This window comes from Paenibacillus litoralis (genome assembly GCF_046244365.1).
GTDB lineage: Bacteria > Bacillota > Bacilli > Paenibacillales > NBRC-103111 > Paenibacillus_V.
In genome coordinates this window covers 3,835,701-3,856,486 of sequence record NZ_CP176395.1, presented here as the reverse complement: position 1 = coordinate 3,856,486, position 20,786 = coordinate 3,835,701, and the positions used below count along the sequence as shown (strand labels likewise).

Annotated in this window: 18 protein-coding genes and 1 pseudogene; 4 read left to right on the top strand and 15 right to left on the bottom strand. The window is 54.9% G+C overall.

All coding sequences use genetic code 11. The features are described from left to right. The first annotated feature begins 44 nt into the window (after window positions 1-44). The gene (locus tag ACKGJP_RS15585; RefSeq protein ID WP_409346535.1) at window positions 45-533 is read left to right on the top strand and encodes a hypothetical protein; all 489 of its coding nucleotides are present in this window, start codon (window positions 45-47) and stop codon (window positions 531-533) included. Between the two features lie 106 nt (window positions 534-639). Here the strand turns inward: ACKGJP_RS15585 and lpdA are convergent, their stop codons facing one another. From lpdA to pdhA, 4 genes are all read right to left on the bottom strand, one after another. Then, on the bottom strand, window positions 640-2,058 hold the full coding sequence (gene lpdA / locus ACKGJP_RS15580; protein ID WP_409346534.1) for a dihydrolipoyl dehydrogenase: 1,419 nt from the start codon (window positions 2,056-2,058) through the stop codon (window positions 640-642). Window positions 2,059-2,061: 3 nt separating this feature from the next. After that, complete coding sequence (locus ACKGJP_RS15575; RefSeq protein WP_409346533.1) at window positions 2,062-3,393, bottom strand: dihydrolipoamide acetyltransferase family protein; 1,332 nt, start codon at window positions 3,391-3,393, stop codon at window positions 2,062-2,064. Window positions 3,394-3,488: 95 nt separating this feature from the next. After that, complete coding sequence (locus ACKGJP_RS15570) at window positions 3,489-4,469, bottom strand: alpha-ketoacid dehydrogenase subunit beta (protein WP_409346532.1); 981 nt, start codon at window positions 4,467-4,469, stop codon at window positions 3,489-3,491. A gap of 70 nt (window positions 4,470-4,539) precedes the next feature. Next, window positions 4,540-5,634 (bottom strand): pyruvate dehydrogenase (acetyl-transferring) E1 component subunit alpha, encoded by a 1,095-nt coding sequence (pdhA, locus tag ACKGJP_RS15565; RefSeq protein ID WP_409346531.1) that lies wholly within the window; start codon window positions 5,632-5,634, stop codon window positions 4,540-4,542. A 336-nt stretch (window positions 5,635-5,970) separates the two neighbouring features. Here pdhA and ACKGJP_RS15560 point away from each other — a divergent pair, with 336 nt between their 5' ends. Continuing rightward, window positions 5,971-6,699 carry an alpha/beta hydrolase gene (locus ACKGJP_RS15560; RefSeq protein ID WP_409346530.1) on the top strand — a complete coding sequence of 243 codons (729 nt, stop codon included), beginning with the start codon at window positions 5,971-5,973 and terminating at the stop codon, window positions 6,697-6,699. On the opposite strand, the gene ACKGJP_RS15555 is transcribed toward ACKGJP_RS15560, so the two are convergent. The 5 genes from ACKGJP_RS15555 to ACKGJP_RS15535 all read right to left on the bottom strand — a co-directional run bounded on the left by ACKGJP_RS15555 (window position 6,685) and on the right by ACKGJP_RS15535 (window position 11,417). Continuing rightward, on the bottom strand, window positions 6,685-7,509 hold the full coding sequence (locus ACKGJP_RS15555) for a biotin/lipoate A/B protein ligase family protein (RefSeq protein ID WP_409346529.1): 825 nt from the start codon (window positions 7,507-7,509) through the stop codon (window positions 6,685-6,687). The genes ACKGJP_RS15560 and ACKGJP_RS15555 overlap by 15 nt on opposite strands. Window positions 7,510-7,663: 154 nt before the next feature. Continuing rightward, complete coding sequence (locus tag ACKGJP_RS15550) at window positions 7,664-8,839, bottom strand: MalY/PatB family protein (protein WP_409346528.1); 1,176 nt, start codon at window positions 8,837-8,839, stop codon at window positions 7,664-7,666. Between the two features lie 98 nt (window positions 8,840-8,937). Then, window positions 8,938-10,275 carry a pyrimidine-nucleoside phosphorylase gene (locus tag ACKGJP_RS15545; RefSeq protein WP_409346527.1) on the bottom strand — a complete coding sequence of 446 codons (1,338 nt, stop codon included), beginning with the start codon at window positions 10,273-10,275 and terminating at the stop codon, window positions 8,938-8,940. A gap of 108 nt (window positions 10,276-10,383) precedes the next feature. Next, on the bottom strand, window positions 10,384-10,929 hold the full coding sequence (locus tag ACKGJP_RS15540; protein WP_409346526.1) for a histidine phosphatase family protein: 546 nt from the start codon (window positions 10,927-10,929) through the stop codon (window positions 10,384-10,386). A gap of 110 nt (window positions 10,930-11,039) precedes the next feature. Then, window positions 11,040-11,417: a cupredoxin domain-containing protein gene (locus ACKGJP_RS15535; protein WP_409346525.1), complete on the bottom strand. Its 378-nt coding sequence runs from the start codon at window positions 11,415-11,417 to the stop codon at window positions 11,040-11,042. A 322-nt stretch (window positions 11,418-11,739) separates the two neighbouring features. On the opposite strand from ACKGJP_RS15535, the gene ACKGJP_RS15530 reads away from it, so the two are divergent. After that, window positions 11,740-12,465, top strand: coding sequence for an ABC transporter ATP-binding protein (locus ACKGJP_RS15530; RefSeq protein ID WP_409346524.1), 726 nt, complete (start codon window positions 11,740-11,742; stop codon window positions 12,463-12,465). Then, complete coding sequence (locus ACKGJP_RS15525) at window positions 12,458-14,131, top strand: putative ABC transporter permease subunit (protein ID WP_409346523.1); 1,674 nt, start codon at window positions 12,458-12,460, stop codon at window positions 14,129-14,131. The genes ACKGJP_RS15530 and ACKGJP_RS15525 overlap by 8 nt, the downstream gene beginning before the upstream one ends. A 938-nt stretch (window positions 14,132-15,069) precedes the next feature. On the opposite strand, the gene ACKGJP_RS15520 is transcribed toward ACKGJP_RS15525, so the two are convergent. From ACKGJP_RS15520 to ald, 6 genes and pseudogenes are all read right to left on the bottom strand, one after another. Next, window positions 15,070-15,939, bottom strand: a complete 870-nt coding sequence (locus ACKGJP_RS15520; protein ID WP_409346522.1) for a purine-nucleoside phosphorylase — start codon at window positions 15,937-15,939, stop codon at window positions 15,070-15,072. Window positions 15,940-15,975: 36 nt separating this feature from the next. Next, window positions 15,976-16,824, bottom strand: a complete 849-nt coding sequence (locus ACKGJP_RS15515) for a purine-nucleoside phosphorylase (RefSeq protein WP_409346521.1) — start codon at window positions 16,822-16,824, stop codon at window positions 15,976-15,978. After that, window positions 16,821-18,044, bottom strand: coding sequence for a phosphopentomutase (gene deoB, locus ACKGJP_RS15510; protein ID WP_409346520.1), 1,224 nt, complete (start codon window positions 18,042-18,044; stop codon window positions 16,821-16,823). Before deoB ends, ACKGJP_RS15515 begins: the two co-directional genes overlap by 4 nt. 63 nt (window positions 18,045-18,107) lie before the next feature. Then, window positions 18,108-19,004, bottom strand: coding sequence for a site-specific tyrosine recombinase XerD (xerD, locus tag ACKGJP_RS15505; RefSeq protein ID WP_409346519.1), 897 nt, complete (start codon window positions 19,002-19,004; stop codon window positions 18,108-18,110). Window positions 19,005-19,270: 266 nt separating this feature from the next. Continuing rightward, window positions 19,271-19,504, bottom strand: a complete 234-nt coding sequence (locus tag ACKGJP_RS15500) for a DUF4227 family protein (RefSeq protein WP_409346518.1) — start codon at window positions 19,502-19,504, stop codon at window positions 19,271-19,273. A gap of 135 nt (window positions 19,505-19,639) precedes the next feature. Continuing rightward, window positions 19,640-20,782: pseudogene (ald, locus tag ACKGJP_RS15495) on the bottom strand (alanine dehydrogenase). Window positions 20,783-20,786: the final 4 nt, after the last annotated feature.

Genomic DNA, 20,786 nt, shown 5'->3' with positions numbered 1-20,786 from the left:
TACGCACGGAACGACCCAAAACCGACTCAAAGATAGGAGCACGCATGATGAAAATCGCATTGGGATTACTTCTTCTCGTTTATGTACTTCTTATGGCCCCTCTGGTCCCGGTTCATGCCGAGGTCGTCATCCCGCCTCCAGTCGTGAATGAAGAAACCGTCCAGCCGGAGGAGGGGACCTTCGAATCGCAAGCCGCTCGGTCCGGGCGAGGCAGCTACCGGTCTCCGGTCGGCGGTTATACGGGGGGCAACCGTTCGGGAATCAACCCCGCCACCGGGACCGACAGAAGCACAAGGGGGGATACCGCCAGGCAATCGCCGGCTTCGGGAGGAGGACGGTTCGGAAGCTTCTTCGGAGGGCTTGCTGCGGGTACATTGCTCGGTTCGATACTGAATCCATTCGGCTTCGGCGGATACGGCGCAGGCTTCGGCGGTTTCTCGCTGATCGGCATCCTCTTCTGGGCCGTCATCCTGTTCGTCATTTACCGTTTGGTACGCAAATGGATCCGGACATCGAACGGCAATCGGTATTAAATACCGCGCCATATACGAAGGGGCTGTCCCTCAGGTCTATTTCAAGACCTTTCGGGACAGCCCCTTCGTATGGTTGGTTGTTGGTTGTCGTGCAGTGTAAGTCGTCTTATTGCTTGCCTAACATGTGAATCGGGTGACCGAGCGCTACTTCCGAAGCTTCCATCACAACTTCGCCTAGCGTAGGATGCGCATGGATCGTAAGTGCGATATCCTCGAGCGTTGCGCCCATTTCGATGGCGAGGCCGATTTCCGCAATCAGATTGGACGCTTCCGGTCCAACCACTTGCCCGCCCAGCAATAGTTGCGTTTCTTTATCCGCTACGAGCTTCACGAAGCCATCCGTTGCGTTAATCGATTGGGCGCGTCCGTTAGCCGCGAACGGGAACTTCCCGACGGATACGGTATACCCTTGCGCCTTCGCTTCGGTTTCGCTAAGGCCGACGCTGGCAATTTCCGGATCGGAGAACACCACTGCCGGAATCGCTTTGTAATCGATAACGCTGGCTTGGCCTGCGAGAGCTTCCGCAGCGACCTTGCCTTCATACGACGCTTTGTGAGCAAGTGCGGGACCTGCCACAATATCGCCGATGGCGTAAATGTTCGGTACGCTTGTTTGGCACTTTTCGTCGATTTCAATCAAGCCGCGATCCGTCAGCTTCATGTTCAGCAGATCAAGACCCAAGTCTCCGTCCGTGTTCGGGCGGCGTCCGACCGTAACGAGCACGTATTCCGCCGTTACCTTCTTCTCTTCGCCCTTCACCGTGAACGTTACGGTAACGTCATTCTCGGTTTTCTCGTGGCTTTGCGCAAGCGCCTCCGTGTGCACGTCGACCTCGAGCTTCTTCAGGTTGCGTGCGACAAGCTGCGAGAACTCCTTCTCGAAGCCTGGAAGCACCATGTCGGAGCCCTCCAGCACGGTTACCTTCGTACCGAACTTGGCAAACGTTTGACCAAGCTCGATGCCGATATAGCCGCCGCCGATGACGATCATACTCTTCGGAATTTCCTTCAGCTCAAGCGCCTCGGTCGAAGAAAGAATGCGTCCGCCATAAGGGAATGCCTTCAGCTCGATCGGACGCGATCCCGTAGCGATAATACAGTGCTGGAACCGGTAGCGCGGCGCTTCCTGATCGTTGAATACGCGCGCCTCGGACTCGTTGATGAACATGACCTCGCCCTTGAAGGTTTGGATCTTATTTCCTTTAAGCAGGGTCGTAACGCCGCCGATCTGCTTCTTGACGATAGACGCTTTCCATTCCTGCACTTTCGTGAAGTCTACGGTAACGCCTTCCGCCTTGATGCCGATAGCCTCGCCATGCTGGGCAGCCTCGTATTGATGAGCGGCGGAAATGAGCGCTTTGGACGGGATACAGCCGCGGTTCAAGCATACGCCGCCGAATTCGGACTTATCGACGATCAATACGCTCTTGCCGAGCTGCGCCGCGCGGATGGCGGCGACGTAGCCGCCGGGTCCAGCGCCGATGACTAGAACGTCAATATCGAGAGATGCGTCTCCTACAACCATCGGTTATACCTCCATGACTAGCAGCTCGGGGTCGGCCAGCAGCTGTTTAATGTAGTTCAAGAAGTTTTGAGCGGTAGCGCCGTCCACGATACGGTGGTCGAAGCTAAGCGACAGCGCCATAACCGGAGCGATAACGATCTCGCCGTTTCTAACCACCGGCTTCTCCGTAATGCGGCCGGTCCCGAGAATAGCCGATTCCGGGAAGTTGATGACCGGCGTGAAGAACATGCCGCCGGCGGAGCCGATATTCGTGATCGAAATCGTGCTTCCTTTCAGTTCGCCCGCGCTAAGCTTGCCTTCGCGGCCGCGCGTCGCCAAATCCTTGATCGCCGTAGCGACGGACCAGACGTTTTTGCGGTCTGCTTCGAAAATGACCGGAACGATCAGACCGTTATCCGTATCGGTAGCGATACCGATGTTATAGTACTTCTTGTACACGATCTCGTTAGCCGCTTCATCGATCATGGCGTTCATGACCGGGAATTGACGGCAGGCTGCGACGAGCGCCTTCACGATGAACGGCAGGTAAGTAAGCTTAACGCCTTTCTTCTCGGCGAGCGGCTTCGCTTTCTCGCGGAGCGCGACCAGCTGAGTAACGTCCACTTCGTCCATAAGCGTCACGTGAGGTGCCGTATAAACGGATTTCACCATCGCATTCGCAATGATTTTGCGGATGCCTTTGAACGGCACGCGCTCTTCCGTGCGATCGCCTGCCGGCTGGGAAACTGCTGCGCTTGCTGCAGGTGCCGTTACGGCTGCCGCCGCTTCAGCCGCTTGAGCGGCTTCGGTTGGTGCTGCAGCAGGAGCTGCGGCTCCGCCCGATGCGGCAGCCAGCACATCTTCGCGCGTGATGCGGCCGTTCTTGCCGGTCGCCGTCACTTGCCCAATGGCTACGCCTTTCTCGCGTGCAAGCTTGCGCACGCTTGGCGTCGCCAGCACGAGCTTGCCGGTGCCGCTCGGCGCCGCCGATTGCGCTGCCGGAGCAGGCGTTGCTGCCGGTGCCGACACAGCTGCTGCAGGCGCTGCCGCCGGAGCTGCCGGTGCCTCGGGTGCCGGCGTTTGAGCCGCGGCGTTTTGTGGCGCCGGTGCTTCGCCCGCGATCTCGATGGTGGCGACAACCTCGCCCACATGGCAAATTTGTCCTTCTTGCACGCGCACTTCTACGATTTTTCCGTTTACCGGGCAAGGAACCTCAACGGTTGCCTTATCGTTCTGCACGTCCATAATGATATCTTCGTCGGTAATCGTATCGCCGGGTTTAATGTGCATCTTGACGATTTCACCTTCGTGAATGCCTTCGCCAAGCTCCGGGAACGTATATTCAAAAATGGCCACCCAGGAAACCTCCCTCAATTTACGCTTCAGCAGCCCCATCCGCCGGCGTCGGCATTTGGGGCTTTGGATTATGGGATATCATTCCATCCGCTATCTTAGAAATCAAGCACTTGATTGATCGCCGTCACGATGCGGGCCGGCGTCGGCAGCCACGCGTCTTCGATTTGGGCGAACGGATATACCGTGTCCGGACCGGCTACGCGAAGCACAGGCGCTTCCAGGTGAAGAATGGCCTTCTCGTTCACTTGTGCGATAACTTCAGCCGCTACGCCGGAAGTTTTTTGCGCTTCCTGAACGACGATGGCGCGGTTCGTTTTCTTGATCGATTCGACGATCGTATCGATATCAAGCGGCATAAGCGTGCGCAGGTCGATAACTTCGACTTTGGCGCCGCGCGTTTTTTCGATCTCTTCAGCAGCCTTGAGCGAAGTATGCACCATCATACCGTAAGTAAGAATCGTAACGTCCGATCCCTCGCGTACTACGTTAGCTTTCCCGATCGGAACCGTGTATTCGCCCTCAGGCACTTCTGCGCGGAAAGCGCGGTACAGGTTCAAGTGCTCCATGAAAAAGACGGGATCGTTATCGCGGATAGCCGAAATGAGCAAGCCTTTGGCATCGTAAGGGTTCGACGGAACGACAACCTTGATCCCTGGCGTTTGCACGAGCAGTCCTTCGAGCGAATCCGTATGAAGCTCGGCCGCTTTTACGCCGCCGCCAAATGGGGTACGGAACGTAATAGGGCTGTTGTAACGCCCGCCGGAACGGTAACGCATGCGGGCAGCTTGTACGCAAATTTGATCCAGCGCTTCATAGATGAAGCCTACGAACTGGATTTCCGCAATCGGACGGAAGCCTTGAATCCCCATGCCGACAGCCAGACCGCCGATAGCCGATTCCGCCAGCGGCGTATCGAATACGCGCTCCTCGCCGAATTCCCCTTGAAGCCCTTCCGTCGCACGGAATACGCCGCCGACCTTCCCTACGTCTTCCCCGAAAACGAGTACGTTCGGATCGCGCTGCAGCTCAACGCGCATTGCGTCCTTTATCGCTTGAATCATTGTCATCTGTGCCATTGGTTCACTTTCCTCCTCTAGTAAAAGCAAGCCGTCCGGCGCGGCAAGCGGCGCCGGGACAACGGTATGGTTACGCGAATTGCGATTTTTGCTCTTCCAGGTGCTGCGGCGTCGTCTCGAACATCGAGTCGATCAGTCCGGCAACCGTCATTTTCTCGGTTTCTTCCGCTTTCTTGATCGCTTCGGCTACGGCAGCTTTCGCTTCTTCCTTCACGCGAGCTTCTTCCTCTTCGGACCAAAGTCCCTTCTTAGTGAGGAACTTGCGGAAACGGTTCAGCGGATCTTTCGGCTCCCAATCGCCCTCTTCTTCCTTCGTCCGGTATTTCGTCGTGTCGTCCGCCATGGAATGCGGCTTGAAGCGGTATGTCAGCGCTTCGATCAGCGTAGCGCCTTCCCCGTTCCGCCCGCGCTCTGCGGCATCGCTAACGGCTTTATATACGGCCAGAACGTCCATGCCGTCCACTTGCACGCCTTGAATTCCTGCCGCTACCGCTTTATGGGCAACCGACATGGCCGCCGTTTGTTTGGCAAAAGGCGTCGTAATCGCGTATCCGTTGTTTTGCACCACATAGACGACCGGCAGCTTGAAGGAGCCTGCAAAGTTAAGGCCTTCGTAGAAGTCGCCCTCGGAGGAACCGCCGTCGCCCGTGTACGTAATCGCAACGCGCTTCTCGCCGCGTTTTTTGAAAGCCATCGCAACGCCGGTCGCGTGCAGGATTTGAGCGCCGATGATGATTTGCGGCATCAGCACGTTGACGCCTTCCGGAATTTGCCCGCCATGCTGGTGACCGCGGGAATACAGGAACGCTTGGTACATCGGAAGACCGTGCCACACGATTTGCGGCATGTCGCGGTAGCCCGGGCAAACGAAATCTTCTTTGTTCAGCGCGAATTCGCTGCCGATCATCGAAGCTTCTTGTCCGGAAACCGGAGCGTAAAAACCAAGACGTCCTTGACGCCCCAAATTAACGGCCCGTTCGTCCCATGTACGTGTAAAGACCATGCGTCTCATCAGCTCGCGAAGCTGGTCGTTGCTAAGATCCGGCATCGCGCTTTCGTTTATAACATCTCCATCCGGAGAAAGAATAGATAACGGTGTAACCGGCTCGACCTTCACGACATGCGAATCGGCTTGCTTCTGAAGATCTTTGACTGCATTGCTCATAGCGTGCACCTCACCTGTAAAATGTTTTATTGCCATGCTCTGTTATACAAATATTATATTACTGTTTCGTTAACATTTCCACAACAATATTGTAGAATGTATATATCCGGGCATAACTGTGCCAAAACAGACTACCAACTTTACTATAACAGATTAACACAAACCGCTCTTCAAACCCGCCGTTTCGCGAAAAAGCCTGGAGCTGTCACAGGCATATCCGCCGCTTTTTGTCATGGACCACTTATATTGTTGCCCACGATCGTCCGTTTGTTTCCGGTATCGGGGCAAAAAGTTTTTCGCATTTCACACGCTCATGGAAATAAGGAGGACCTTCCTATGTTCGACAACCGCCATTACAGCCGAACGATCGTCAAAGAAAGCCTTTCATCGTCTTCGCTCGGCAAAGAACGGCCGCTAACCATTTACTTGCCTCCGGGCTACAACGAACTGCTTTCGTACCCGGTCATTTATTGCCAAGACGGCCTTGAATTTTTCAACTTCGGCCGGATCGCCACCCAAACGAATTATTTAATTATGGAAGAAAATCTCGAACCGCCGATTATCGTAGGCGTCGAGGTCGATAAAGAGCTAAGGTCCGAGGAATACGATCCGACAGGATCCCGTTTCGAAGCGTACTGCACTTTTTTCGCGGAGGAATTGCTTGCCCATGTAGAGAACCGTTATCCGGTCAGACAAACGCCGGACGAACGTCTAGTGGCGGGGGATTCGCTTGGCGGAACCGTCAGTCTCCACCTTGCTCTTAATTACCCGCAATTGTTCCGTAAAGTGATCGCATTCTCGGGCGCTTTTTATGAAGCGACGCAGCGACGGATAGAAGAGGCGGGGGATTTATCTGAGCTTGACATCTACATGATTGTCGGCCTTCAAGAAACGGCCGTGGAGGTAAGCAGAGGCTTCTACGACTTTTTGCAGGCAAATCGAAGCGCCGCGCGGTTGTTAACCGAACGCGGCGCCCATGTGCATTATGAGGAGAAGGACGGCAAGCATTTGTGGGGCTTCTGGCAAAACGAGCTTCCTTCTGCCCTGCGCCTATTTCTGGGTTGACGATTTATCGTAGCGCTGCCGGAGCAGCTCCGACATGTCGGCGACTTCAGCCTGCGTGACGCCGGTCAGCGCAAAATCGGCTTCAATGCCCGACTTGGCGGCCAGCACCCGTTTCACGCTGCCGACGAATGCCTCCGCCGACGGAACGCCGGCCAGTTCCTGAAGACTCGCCATGCTGCCCGGCATGACGAGGGGATAGCCGGAAGCGCCGGTTTCGCCGGCCGCTTGATCGTAAAATCGGCGGGCTGACGCAGCCCGCTTCTCTCCGCTGCCCTCCACGACGATAAACGCCTGAACGACGTAAGCTTTCGTCTGCCTGCGCTGTGCGATGCCGCAAAATTTACGGCCGCCAATGCTAAGATCGTAATCGCCTGGACAATACGCTCCCCCTATTTCTCCGTCAGCCACTTCACCTGTCCACGGCGAAAGACTGTCGCGGATTAAATCGACCATGATTGTAAAATCGTCGCGAAAATGGATGTTTCGTTCCGGATTCGGCAAGACGATCGAAAGATTTACGACGCCAAGGTCGAGCGGGACGGCTGCACCGCCCGAGTTCCGTACGATGGTCTGCACGCCTTCCTCCCTCAGCGAGGTCATCGCCTGCTCCGCATGCGGCAGTCTTCTGTCGCGCAACCCGACGACAAGCGCACCCGGGTGGCGCCATATATGAACGATGGGATTGGCCCCCTCCCCCACACGCCTGCAAACCGCTTCATCCCAAGCGAAAGGAAACATCACGTCGCCGGAAACCGGCTTTTCCGTCGAATCGAATATATAAAAACCTTGCGGCCAAGGCGTAAGCTGCATCTCCTGACAATCCTTCCTCGGTGAGTTTCGGTCTCCTTACTATTCCAGTTCAAAAACCGTTTCTACAGTCTGTTCGGCGATCCTCCCGCTGCAGTAAAAACCGCCGCCCAGGGAGGGGCAGCGGCTTATCGTTATTCTCACGCATTGCATCGCGTTACTGATTCCCTTTTGCTGCACTGCAAAAACGCTCAAGCGCTTCACGCAATATCGCGCGCGGACAAGCAAGATTGATACGCAGATACCCTTCCGCTTCGGTGCCGAATACGGAACCTTCGCTGAAGGCGACCTTCGCCTTTTGGAACATGAGCGCCTTCAAACCGGGAACGTCGAGTCCGAGACCGCGGCAATCGATCCACAGCAAATAAGTGCCGTCGGGACGCATCGGCTTCACTTCCGGCAAATGCTCCTTTAAATAGTCGATTGCAAAATCCACGTTCCCCTGCAAATAGATAAGAAGCTCGTTAAGCCAAGCCTCTCCTTCATTATAAGCGGCCGATACGGCATCCACGTTGAAGAAATGCATCATATGCAAACTGAGCGTCTTCAGCCGGTAATCGAATTTCCGCTTCAGCTCCGGATTCGGAATCGCTACGAAAGACGATTGCAATCCCGGCAGGTTAAACGTCTTCGTAGGAGCAAGCGTCGTAAGCGTGCGCTGGGCAATCTCGTCAGAAAGCGAAGCGAACGGGATATGCTTGCGTCCGGGCAGCGCGAGATCGCAGTGAATCTCATCCGATACGACTAGGACGCCGTACTTCAAGCAAAGCTCGCCCAGCTTCTCGAGCTCCTCGCGCTCCCAGACGCGTCCGCCCGGATTATGCGGGCTGCACAGCAGCATCAGCTTTGCGCCGCCCCGCATCAACCCCTCTAAGTGCGCATAGTCCATTTCGTAGCGGCCGTTCCGGATTACGAGCGGGTTATTGGCCACTTCGCGGCCGTTCATTTTAATGACGTCATAGAACGGATAATAGACCGGCGATTGCAAAATCACTTGTCCGCCCGGCTCGCTGAACAGCTCGACGGCAAGACTAAGCGCCGGCACGATGCCCGGCGTATCGGTCAGCCATTTCGGATCGATCGTCCAGTTATGCCTTCTGGCAAACCAGCCGGTAATGGCGTTCACATAGCCTTCCGTGCGCACCGTATAGCCGTAAGTGCCTTGCGAAGCCCGCTTAACCAGCGCTTCCACGACGGCTGGAGGACTTTCGAAATCCATATCCGCCACCCATAGCGGCAATACATCCTCACTGCCGAACAAACGCTCGGATTGATCCCATTTATACGAGTGCGTGTTGCGCCGATCCAAAATACGGTCAAAATCATAAGCCATTGATGGTCACCTCTATTAAGTCTTGTAAGTGTTCGTTGCGTTCTGTGCTTATATTGGATTAAAGCCTATGCGAATCCGGCGTGAAAACGGGTAGCTGTTTATGCGTCCAACCGCCGCACGCCGTCTTTCGAGACGACTGCATACACGAGCGGCTTGCGCTTGGGCGCTTCCCGGTTGATCTCGTACGCGGCCATAACGCCGGCGCCGATCTGATCCAGCTTAGCCGACTCCATGTCCTGCGCGTATAACTCCGCGAGCGTTTCGCCCGCCTGCACCGGATCGCCGACCTTCTTGCGCAGCAAGATACCGACGCCGTAATCGATGGAAGCTTCCTTCGTCGCACGTCCTGCGCCCAGCAGCATAGCCGCGACGCCGACCGCTTCCGCATCGATATGTGCGACATAGCCGTCCGCTTGCGCGGTCACAGGCACGGTCTTCGCCGCCCCGGGCAGCCTCCCGGTATCGCTGACGACCGCCCGGTCGCCGTTCTGAGCGGCAATCAGCTCCTCCAGCTTCGCTAGCGCAGCGCCGCTGCCGATCGCCTCCCGCAAGAGGGACTGGGCTTCGTCAAAGCCGGACGCCCGCTTGCCTAGCACGAGCATATGCGCACCCAGTGCTAGGCATAGCTCCTGCAAATCCGCCGGACCGTTCCCGCGCAGCGTCTCGATCGATTCCTTTACCTCCAGCGCATTGCCGATCGCAAAGCCGAGGGGTTCGTCCATGCCGGTAATGAGCGCGACCGTCTCGCGCCCTACCTGCCCGCCTATCGCCACCATCGCTTGCGCAAGCTCAATCGAGCCTTCAAGCGTCTTCATAAACGCGCCGCCGCCGGTTTTGACGTCAAGAACGATGGCGTCCGCACCGGAAGCGATTTTCTTGCTCATAATGGAGCTCGCGATGAGCGGAATCGACTCCACCGTGGCCGTCACATCGCGCAAGCCGTACAGCTTTTTGTCCGCAGGCGTCAAATTGCCGGATTGGCTGACAAGCGCAAGCCCATGGACATTCACCTGCTCGATGAATTGTTCGCGGCTGCGTTCGACATTGAACCCCGGAATCGCTTCAAGCTTATCGACCGTTCCTCCCGTATGTCCGAGACCGCGCCCCGACATCTTCGCAACCGGCACGCCGGCGGCTGCGACCAGCGGCGCCACGATCAGCGTCGTCTTATCGCCTACGCCGCCCGTGCTATGCTTATCCACTTTGACGCCCTTAATGGCGCTAAGATCCATTTGTTCGCCGGAACGCGCCATCGCCAGCGTCAAATCGGCGGTCTCGCGGGCCGTCATTCCTTGAAAGCAGACTGCCATCGCCCATGCCGACATTTGATAATCGGGAATCGTACCCTCGCAATAACCGTCGATCAGAAAAGCGATTTCCTCGGCGGTCATTTCGCCGCCTTCCCGTTTTTTCCGAATCAAGTCAACCGTTCTCAACGTTATTGCCTCCCCGCCGCGAATATGTATGATCATTTGCACCTTTCATTATACCGCAAAAACGGCTCGAACAATACTTTCCGGCACTTGCGGGTCCAGCGGGGACCGTTACGCTTTATCGTACGTTAAACATTCCCCGTTCCTTAATCTCGCGGTCCTTCGTCCCGTAAAACCGGCTTTAAGCAGCGAGGCAGACAAAGGCAGTAGGAAAAAGCCGTGCGTAACGACAAGAACATGCTCCCGAGCGGAATGATTTTGCAGCAAATGGCTCACAAATTCGTCCGCCCGAATGGAGGAATCGCGTTTAGACTCCGGCTGCGATAGATGCGAGAGCGTCCAGGCGAAGCGTCCGATTGCGTTCCACAAGGGATGAGGCAGCTTCAGCCCCGTTTCCGTGAATGGAGACAAAGGAATTTCCCTGAGCAAAGGCGTCGTCACAATGTCTCCTTCGTAGGCGACGGCGGCTGTTTCGACCGCACGGATCAAGTCGCTGGAATAGCAAGAGCTATAGGCGTGCCCGCCGCTTCGTGAAATAGGCTTCACGATTCCGGCGGCATCGTACGCTTCCGCCCATCCCCGAAACGAGCCGCTGTCCAGGAAAAAAGAGGGTTTGGGACACGCCGATTTCTCATGCCTCATTAATGTAACCTTCATGCTCGCACTCCCCTGCCGCAACGCTTATTAAAAAAGAGCAGACTGCCGATATCGGCAACCCACCCTTTTTGGCTGATGTTATGTGTTGAATCGGAATTCCGCTGCTGCTATTACTCGACGATCAGCGTGGACACCATGTCCGCATGACCTGTTCCGCAAGGCAAAATGCAGTGAACCTTGTACTTGCCCGGTTTGTCGAAGCTCACTTCTTTGGTCGAGTTGGCTTTCGTCAGCTTTACGTCAAGTCCTTCGATTTCCATTTCGTGGATGCCTTCTTTGGACTGGAATACGACGTTAAGCTTTTCGCCTTTGGCCACTTTGTATTCGGCTTGGTCGAACTTGAAGTTAGTGGCTACGATTTTGAGCGATTTGCCCGCATCTTCCTCGGTGGCATTTTCCTTGGCATGCTTGTTCACTTCGCCGAACAAACCGCCCAAACCAACGACGACTGCGATTATGACAAGACCGAACATGCTCCATTTATACATCGATGATTTCCCCTCTTTCCTTCTGTCTTATAACGCTGTCCCAAAAAATCGTCACCACCACATTGTACAAAAAATCCGGACATTTTCCTTATCTTTTTCATGGCTAAGTCGTGAAAGTTTTGTGACAAATCGATCGCGGCGAACGTTTTCCCCCGTTCATACGTATTAATAGCGTTCGCACGATCAGGGAACACTACCTATGGCTTTATTTGCCAGCCTCGCCATGGTACGATTAAACCCAGGTCCCGGTATTGCCTAAACACATAAAAAAATCTTAATGGAACGAACATGCGGTTCGTTTCGGGAGGGGGACGATTTACCAATGATCGAATTGAAACAAGTGTCCAAAACGTATAACGGAACGGTAAAAGCCGTCGACAATCTGAGCTTGACGGTACCCAAAGGCGAAATCTTCGGGTTTCTCGGACCGAACGGGGCAGGCAAGACGACGACGATTAAAATGATGACCGGCATTCACCGCGCTGATGGAGGCACGATCCGCATCAATGGCGTCGATATGAGCGCGAATGCCCTTGAAGCCAAAAAGCAATTCGGCTATGTGCCCGACAGTCCCGATATGTTCCTTAGACTAAAAGGAATCGAATACTTGAATTTCATGGCCGACATGTACGATGTGCCGAAGGAAGAGCGCAAGGCAAGAATCGACGCTTATGCTGCCCGGTTTGACATGCAGCGCGTACTATCGGACCCCATACAAAGCTATTCGCACGGCATGCGGCAAAAAATCGTCATTCTCGGCGTCCTCGTTCATAATCCGCCTGTCTGGATCTTGGACGAACCGCTCACCGGACTCGACCCGAAATCATCCTTTACGCTTAAGGAAATGATGCGCGAGCATGCGGACAGCGGCAAAGCCGTCTTTTTCTCCACTCACGTGCTTGAGGTGGCCGAAAAGCTATGCGACCGCGTCGCCATCATCAATCGCGGAGTCATCCAGTTCTGCGGCACATTCCGGGAGCTGCAGGAGCATTCCAAGACGAATGCTTCGCTGGAGAGCATGTTCTTGGAGATGACCGGCCATGAATAAAACTTTCTCGCTCACACGGATGTTATGGAAAAGCGGCAGCGGATTATTCGGAGGCACGATCGGCAAATCCGGCAGCCAGGTCAAACGGTATTTGCTAATTGGGCTGCTTTTCGCCGCTTTCTTGCCGCTTGCGTTCACGCTCGGCACCATTATCGCCAAATTGTACGATGCACTGGCACCGATCGGTCAGGAAGGCTCGCTTCTTGGCTTGGGGCTTGCCGTTTCCAGCGTCGTCATTTTCGTATTCGGCATTTTTTACGTCATCAACGTCTATTATTTTTCCCAAGATGTCGAGCATTTACTTCCGCTGCCGGTAAAGCCGTCGCAAATTTTAGCGGCCAAATTTTCGGTTACGCTCGTTTACCAGTACGTTACCGAGCTGTTTCTGGTGGGACCGCTGCTTATAGCGTTCGGAATCAAAAGCGGCGCAGGGCCGATGTTCTATCTGTACGGCATCGTCGTTTTTGCGGCGCTGCCCGTCATTCCTCTCGTCATCGCCTCGATCATCGCCATGATCGTCATGCGTTTTACGAACGTCGCCAAACATAAAGACCGCTACCGGATGATCGGAGGAGCCGTCGCCGTCATTATCGGCTTGGGCGCCAATATGTTGTTTCAGCGCTATACGCGGGCTTCGCTTAATCAGCAGGAGCTGCAGGATTTGCTGCTGTCAGGCAACAATTCGTTCATGGATACGGCCGTGCAAATGTTCCCGACGGTTAAGTTTGCCGCTACCGCTTTGATGAACGAGCTGGCGTGGAAAGGACTCGCCGGACTTGTGCTGTTCGTCGCATTGTCCGCGCTCGTCATTGTTCTGTTCATGCTTCTTGGCGAATGGCTGTATTTCAGGGGCGTCATGGGAATGTCCGAATCCGGATCGAAGCGCAAGGCGCTCAGCAGCAGCGAATTCGAAAAACAAACGAAGCAGAGCTCTGCTCTGAAAGCTTACTTGGTCAAGGAAATGCGCATTTTATTGCGTACGCCGGCATATTTCATCAACTGCGTTCTGATGTGCTTTTTATGGCCTCTGCTTCTGCTGCTTCCCGTGCTTGCACAGTCCGGAGGAACAAGCGCCTTGAGCTCGCTTGCCGATTTCATCGGCAAAAGCGATACGACGGGGGTCGTGCTCTGCGTTGGCATAGCTCTTTTCCTCTTCGTTGCCGGGGCGAACAATACGGCGCCGACCGCCATTTCGCGGGAAGGATCGTCCATGTTCGTTAACAAATATTTGCCGGTGCCCTACGGAACGATGATTATGGCCAAAGCGCTGTCCGGACTGCTGTTATGCTGCGTTACCATGGTACTGTTACTCGCCGCAGGCGCCGTATTGCTGCATTTGCCGCCGCTCTTAGTCGTGCTGCTCGCCGTTGCCGGAATACCCGGCATGCTGTTAGTCACCTTGTTCGGTCTGCTGATCGATATCAATTTCCCGAAGCTGCACTGGGATAACGAGCAAAAAGCCGTCAAACAAAACATCAACGTGCTCTTCAGTACGTTGTTCAGCGTTGCTATTGCGGCTGTGGTCGTCTTTCTGGGCTTTTACTTCAAGCTCAGCTTGCCGATTGCTTTCGGAGGCATGTTTATCCTCTTCGTCGGGCTTAACGTCGTGCTCTACCGCATCCTTATGACGAAAGGTCCGGTGTGGTTGGATCGGATAGAAGGATAGAAGGATAGAAGGATAGCATTTGCTCTCGCACAACAAAAATACTGCTGCTTACCCTCGATCGCGTTGATCGGCGGAAAGCGGCCTTTTTTTTCGTTTGATGAATAGGGCTATCATAAGGAGCATAGTTGGCGAACGTCACCTTTTTTCATTTCATGAAAAGAACGATCACAAGAGAGAATAGTTGGTGAACCCCTCCTTTTCTTTCTTTTTTGTACTCTCGAGTGGGCTGTTATGTCCTTAATGAACCTGCGTTCACTATTTATGAACCTGGATTCATTATTTCACCTCCATCTTGCCCGTTAGGAGTGGATAGTGAAGCAAACAGGACTATTTGGCCGTAAGGTTCACTATTAGTGAGGTTTCCTTCACTATTTCGCTGGAAAACAAGTATTTGAGCCGGAATAGTGGATTTAGGTTCATTATTAGTGAACTTTTGCTCACTATCCAAATAGCAGATCTTCATTTTAAGGGGGCTATATGTGTGAGAGGAGTTAAATAAGGATAGTTTACACGGTGCTGGTTATAGAAGGCTGCTGTCCATGGACAATTTATGAGAAGGATGTTTGTTGAGGTTCGGTAGTGAAGGCTGCTGTTTGAGGATTGCTAGTTGGGAATTGCTTATTGAGATCTGCTAGTTGAGGTTTGCAAGTTGGGGTTTGCTAATTGAAGTCTACCAGTTGAGGTCTGCTTGTTGAGGTCTGCTTGTTGAGGTCTGCTAATTGAGGTCCACTTGTTGAGGTCTGCTTATAGAGAGCTGCTAGTTGAAGTCTGTTTGTTGAGGTTTGCTAATTGAAGTCTACCAGTTGAGGTCTGCCTGTTGGGGTCTGCTTGTTGAGGTTTGCTAGTCAAAAGCTCATAAAAAAAGCTGTCTCTCCTCGCCATTTTCATGGCTAATGAGACAGCCCCTCGCTTAAAATCCACGTATTAACCGACTCTCTTTACTCTTTCGACGCTCCTGCTTCGACCTCTCTCACGAACGCCTTAACCAGCGCAATAAACTTCGGCTTCGTCCGGTTAGCGACCGCTACGACCTGTTCATGCGTTAACGGCTCGAGCTCTTCCCCGATCGCCATATCGGTAATGCAGGAAATGCCGAGTACTTTCAGCCCGCAGTGGCGGGCTGCGATGACTTCGCCGACCGTCGACATGCCGACGGCGTCGCCGCTAAGCCGGGCCAGCATCGTAAGCTCCGACGGCGTCATATAGGCCGGACCGCTTATTCCGCAGTACACGCCCTCCTGAAGCTTCCAAGCATCTCCTTGCTGAAGCTCCCCCGCAAGACGGTGCGCCAGCTCCCGGAACGATTGGCTGTATGCTTCCGACATATCCGGAAACCGGACGCCGAGCTCCGCATGGTTGCGTCCGATAAGCGGATTGTCGCCCGTCATGTTGATATGATCCGCGATCAGCATCAGATCACCTGCCTGAAAGGAGCGGTTCATTCCGCCGGCCGCATTCGTAATGACGAGACTCTCCACCCCAAGCTCTTTCATGACATAAACCGGGAACACGACCTTACGCATCGGATAGCCCTCGTAATAATGGAACCGGCCCTGCATAACGATGACGGGTTTGCCCTCCAGCATTCCGGCTACGAATTGACCCGCATGACCCTCTACCGTGGATACCGGGAAATGGGGCACCTCGGAATACGAAATCGTAACGGCATCCGTTACTTGCTCCGCCAAATCGCCTAGCCCCGAACCGAGAATCAGTCCTACTTGGGGGCGTGTCCCCCCCAATCTGCTTTTTATGTAAGAAGCCGCCTCGCGGATTTGCTCCAAATACGTTACTTCTTCCGTAGACATCCTTAACTACCTCCTATCCTCTTTCACACCGTCGTCCTATAGCTTCGCAATAATGCCGAGTACCAAATCGAGAAACGTCTGCTTCACGCGCTCCGTCGTTTCGATCACTTCCTCATGCGAAAGCTTCTGTTGCAAAATGCCCGCCGCCATATTCGTGATACATGAAATGCCGAGCACCTCGATACCGGCATGCCGAGCTGCGATAACCTCGGGCACGGTAGACATGCCGACGGCGTCTCCGCCTAACGTGCGGACCATACGAATTTCGGCCGGCGTCTCATAGGTGGGTCCGAGCAGGCCCGTATATACGCCTTCCTGAAGCCGAATCCCTTGTCCGGCAGCCACATCGCGGGCTATCGTCCGAAGCCGTCGGGCATAGGCTTCCGACATATCGGGAAACCGGACGCCGAAAGCCGGATCGTTCGGTCCGATAAGCGGACTTCGGTTCATCAAGTTGATATGATCGGCAATCAACATTAATTCCCCGACCTGAAAGCCGGTGTTGACGCCCCCGGCGGCATTCGTCACGATGAGCGTCCGCACGCCGAGCGCCTTCATCACGCGAACCGGGAACGAGACGGCGCTGCCATCGTAGCCTTCATACAGATGAAAGCGGCCTTTCATCATCAGGACGCTTTTGCCTTGTACGGTACCCGCAACGAGCTCGCCGGCATGCCCTTCTACGGTCGATACCGGAAAATATGGGATATCTTCATAAGGAATAACCGTCGCATTCTCGATTAACTCGGCCAGAACCCCTAGTCCTGATCCGAGAATAAGCCCAACCTCCGGCTTTCGCAGCTTAGCTTCCAGATAGCCGGCAGCCGCTTGGACGCGTTCGGCTTCCTTCGCCTGTTCCGTTCCGGTTTGCTTCATGACGCTCATTCTGCGTTCCCCCTTGCAGCTTCCCCGTTCGGCAGTATGCCTAAGAAGCTCACTCCGTTAACCGGCGCCTTCACGCCGAAATTATCGGCAATGGTCGCGCCAAGATCGGCGAAGGTGCTGCGCACCCCGATCGACATATCCGCAGCAGCCCCGCCCGCTTCCGCGAATGAAGGGCTCCACGCCAAGACCGGGACGTATTCGCGCGTATGATCGGTTCCCGCATGAACGGGATCATTGCCATGATCGGCCGTCAGGACGAGCAGATCGGCCGAGCCGAGCTGATCCATAATTTCCGGCAAGCGTCGATCGAACTCCATTAAAGCATTTGCATACCCGCCGGGATCGCGTCTGTGGCCGTACAGCGAATCGAAATCGACGAGATTCGTGAACGCAAGTCCGCGGAACGGCTTTTGCAGCGTTGCGATCGTTTTACTGATGCCGTCGTCATTGCTTTTGGTCGACAGCGCTTCGGTTATGCCTTCGCCTGAAAAAATATCGTTGATCTTCCCGATCGCAATGCAATCGTATCCGCCGTCCTTCAATGCGTTCATGACCGTCGGCGCAGGCGGTTTAACCGCATAGTCGTGCCGGTTCGGCGTACGAACGAATGCGCCGGGCCGACCGGTGTAGGGCCGCGCGATGACGCGGCCGACCGCAAATTTCGGGTCCAGCGTAAGCCTGCGCGCGATTTCGCACGCGCGGTACAGTTCCTCGAGCGGGATGATCTCTTCATGGGCGGCAAGCTGAAAGACGCTGTCCGCGGAAGTGTAGACGATCCAAGCCCCCGTCCGCATTTGCTCCTCGCCTAGCTCATCCAGAATTTCCGTGCCGGAAGCGGGCTTGTTCCCAATCGTTTTCCTGCCGGTCTCTTCCTCGAAGAGACGTATCAATTCATCCGGAAACCCCTCGGGATACGTTTGAAACGGAATCGTGACCTTAAGTCCCATCAGCTCCCAGTGACCGGTCATCGTATCTTTGCCGACGGATACTTCGGCCATTTTGCCGTAGGCCGCTTCCGGCCGCTTTGCGGCGTCAATGCCCTGTAATGCGGCGATATTTCCAAGTCCAAGCCTTTGCAGATGCGGAAGCGCAAACCCGGATATCCGTTCCGCGATATGACCGAGCGTATGAGAACCCGCATCTCCGAAAGCCGGCGCGTCCGGCAGCTCTCCGATTCCCACGCTGTCCAGCACGATCAAGCAAATTTTTTCAAAGCGCATAGCCGTTCCTCCTGTTCTACCCTCTCGATCCTAATGATCTTGCTTGGCGGCAAAGCTGCTGCTTCACAAATGCGCCCTCGGATGGGCGCGATCGTATACGTCTTTCATTTTGGACTTCGACACTTGCGTATAGATTTGCGTGGTCGAAATGTCGGCATGTCCCAACATTTCCTGTACGGCCCGCAAATCCGCTCCGTTCTCAAGCAAATGAGCGGCGAATGAATGGCGCAGCGTATGCGGCGTAATTTCCTTCATGATGCGGATATCGCGCGCATATTTTTTGATGATCTTCCAGAAGCCCTGTCTGGACAGACGCGTACCCAGATGGTTGATAAACAGCGCCTGCTCGTCCTCCCTATTGCGGAGAAGCTTCGTTCGGATCCCTTGCATATACGGCTCCAGCCACCGTGCGGCGATGCGGCCGAGCGGGATGATCCGCTCCTTCGAGCCTTTGCCGATACAGCGCATGAAGCCCATCGCCGTGTTCGCGCTGTCGATGTCCAGCGAAACGAGCTCCGAAACGCGGATTCCTGTCGCGTACAGCACCTCAAGCATCGCTTTGTCGCGAATCCCGTGAGGAGTATTTAAATCGGGCGCTTCCAGCAGCTGCTCCACCTCCGCAACCGTCAGCACGCTGGGAGGACGCTTGTCCAGCTTGGGGGATTCCAAATTCGCCGTCGGATCCGTTTCCGAGATGCGTTCGCGCAGCAGAAAGCGATGAAACGAGCGGATCGACACCAGACTTCGCGATACCGAAGCGGCTGCCCTCCCCAGCTTTTTGAGCTTCTGCAAATATTGCATAACGTGAGTCTTCGACGTTTCGCGCGGAGCCCCTATGCCGCTCTCCTGCAGAAAATCGATATATTGCGAAATGTCCCGTTCGTAAGCGTTCAGCGTATTCGCCGAGAGCCCTCGCTCCTCGGATAAAAACGTTAAATACGATTGCATCAGGTCTTTCATTGTTTCCTCCACCATGAAAAAAAATAACCTTGCTCTCTATCCGCGGATCGCCCAGTGCGATTCACGGTTCTAATCAATGATTCCACACCGGCGGAACGATTTCCTTCTCCTAGCCGCAAAAAACTCACATAGGATGTGAAACTTTTTGCAACAAGCTGCATCGGATGCCTATGAAAAAGGCTGAAAGAGCGCGTATCAAACAACGTTTCAATGAAAAGAACCGCAGACATGCGGCTATCTCTCCCGCACAGCCCCGGTTCCTTGTCTTACTCGCCGTACCAGTAGAACAGCATGAGCCGATCCTTCATCGGGATGTGAGCGTCGTCGATGCCTTCGTTTCCGAACACCTTAACCGAGCGGCCTGCCGGCTGCTTGTACTTATGGGTCGGCTCGATCCAGCTGCTCACCGTCGTCATGATGTGATACAGAAAAAAGGTAAGCACTACGAACACAAATATATACTTCAGCAGCTGCAGCCCTTTGCGAAGCGAGAAAATCATCTGCGGCGCCTCCTTTGCCCGATGCCTTCGCACGCGAAAGAGACGACTGTCGCGAAGGCGGGAATCCTCTTACCGCTAGCGTATGATTTGTCCAGCCGGGTTATGACGGATTCGGACAAACCGTTCGGACGGCCGCTATTTTGCCGCTATGAGCGTAAACAGACCGTCCAATCGCGTGTAGTCTTTGCCCACGGAGCCCGCTACCGCTTCATGGGTAACGTGACCGCGATACGTATTCACGCCAAGCTGCAGCGCCGCGCTCTCTCTAATCGCTTGCTCCGTTCCCTTATTGGCCAATTCGAGAGCATACGGCATCGTCACGTTCGTAAGCGCCAGCGTCGACGTACGCGGCACCGCACCCGGCATATTGGCAACCGCATAATGAAGAACGCCGTGCTTCTCATAGGTCGGATCGCTGTGCGTCGTCACCCTATCGATCGTTTCGATCGATCCCCCTTGGTCCACCGCAACGTCGACGATCACGGAGCCCGGCTTCATCTGCATAACCATGTCCTCCGTCACCAGCTTCGGCGCGCGGGCGCCCGGAATCAGCACGGCGCCGATAAGCAAATCGGCCTTTCTCACCGCGCTCGCGATATTTTAGGGAGTCGACATGAGCGTGCGCAGCCGGCCTCCGAACACATCGTCCAAATACCGCATCCGTTCCGCGCTGCGTTCGATAATCACGACGCTGGCGCCGAGCCCAAGCGCCATTTTGGCCGCATTCGTGCCGACGATCCCGCCGCCCATGATAACGACATCGCCCGGCGGCACCCCGGGCACGCCGCCAAGCAGCACTCCCCGGCCGCCGTAAAAACGCTCCAGGAAATGCGCGCCGACCTGTACCGACATGCGGCCTGCGACTTCGCTCATCGGCGTTAGCAGGGGAAGGCTGCCGTTAGGAAGCTGTATCGTCTCGTAGGCGATGCCGGTCACTTTTTTGTCGATCAGTTGATCGGTGAGCGGCCCTGCCGCAGCCAAATGCAAATACGTAAACAACGTCAGGTTTTCCCTTAAGTATCCGAATTCCTCCGGAAGCGGCTCTTTGACCTTCATGATCATGTCCGCCCGCGCCCATACTTCGGAAGCTTCCGAAACGATGATTGCGCCTGCGCCGGCATAATCTTCGTCCGAAAACCCGCTTCCGGAGCCCGCCCCCTGTTCTACCAGCACGCGATGTCCCGCTTGAAGCAGCATATGGGCCCCGGAGGGAGTTAAGGCCACCCGGTATTCATTGTTTTTGATTTCCTTCGGAACGCCTACGGTACAGGTTGCCATCTAT

Coding starts and splice junctions, on each gene's coding strand:
- ACKGJP_RS15585 (WP_409346535.1), top strand. CDS start 45: ATGATGAAAATCGCATTGGGATTACTTCTTCTCGTTTATGTACTTCTT.
- lpdA (WP_409346534.1), bottom strand. CDS start 2,058: ATGGTTGTAGGAGACGCATCTCTCGATATTGACGTTCTAGTCATCGGC.
- ACKGJP_RS15570 (WP_409346532.1), bottom strand. CDS start 4,469: ATGGCACAGATGACAATGATTCAAGCGATAAAGGACGCAATGCGCGTT.
- pdhA (WP_409346531.1), bottom strand. CDS start 5,634: ATGAGCAATGCAGTCAAAGATCTTCAGAAGCAAGCCGATTCGCATGTC.
- ACKGJP_RS15560 (WP_409346530.1), top strand. CDS start 5,971: ATGTTCGACAACCGCCATTACAGCCGAACGATCGTCAAAGAAAGCCTT.
- ACKGJP_RS15555 (WP_409346529.1), bottom strand. CDS start 7,509: ATGCAGCTTACGCCTTGGCCGCAAGGTTTTTATATATTCGATTCGACG.
- ACKGJP_RS15550 (WP_409346528.1), bottom strand. CDS start 8,839: ATGGCTTATGATTTTGACCGTATTTTGGATCGGCGCAACACGCACTCG.
- ACKGJP_RS15540 (WP_409346526.1), bottom strand. CDS start 10,929: ATGAAGGTTACATTAATGAGGCATGAGAAATCGGCGTGTCCCAAACCC.
- ACKGJP_RS15535 (WP_409346525.1), bottom strand. CDS start 11,417: ATGTATAAATGGAGCATGTTCGGTCTTGTCATAATCGCAGTCGTCGTT.
- ACKGJP_RS15530 (WP_409346524.1), top strand. CDS start 11,740: ATGATCGAATTGAAACAAGTGTCCAAAACGTATAACGGAACGGTAAAA.
- ACKGJP_RS15525 (WP_409346523.1), top strand. CDS start 12,458: ATGAATAAAACTTTCTCGCTCACACGGATGTTATGGAAAAGCGGCAGC.
- ACKGJP_RS15520 (WP_409346522.1), bottom strand. CDS start 15,939: ATGTCTACGGAAGAAGTAACGTATTTGGAGCAAATCCGCGAGGCGGCT.
- ACKGJP_RS15515 (WP_409346521.1), bottom strand. CDS start 16,824: ATGAGCGTCATGAAGCAAACCGGAACGGAACAGGCGAAGGAAGCCGAA.
- deoB (WP_409346520.1), bottom strand. CDS start 18,044: ATGCGCTTTGAAAAAATTTGCTTGATCGTGCTGGACAGCGTGGGAATC.
- xerD (WP_409346519.1), bottom strand. CDS start 19,004: ATGAAAGACCTGATGCAATCGTATTTAACGTTTTTATCCGAGGAGCGA.
- ACKGJP_RS15500 (WP_409346518.1), bottom strand. CDS start 19,504: ATGATTTTCTCGCTTCGCAAAGGGCTGCAGCTGCTGAAGTATATATTT.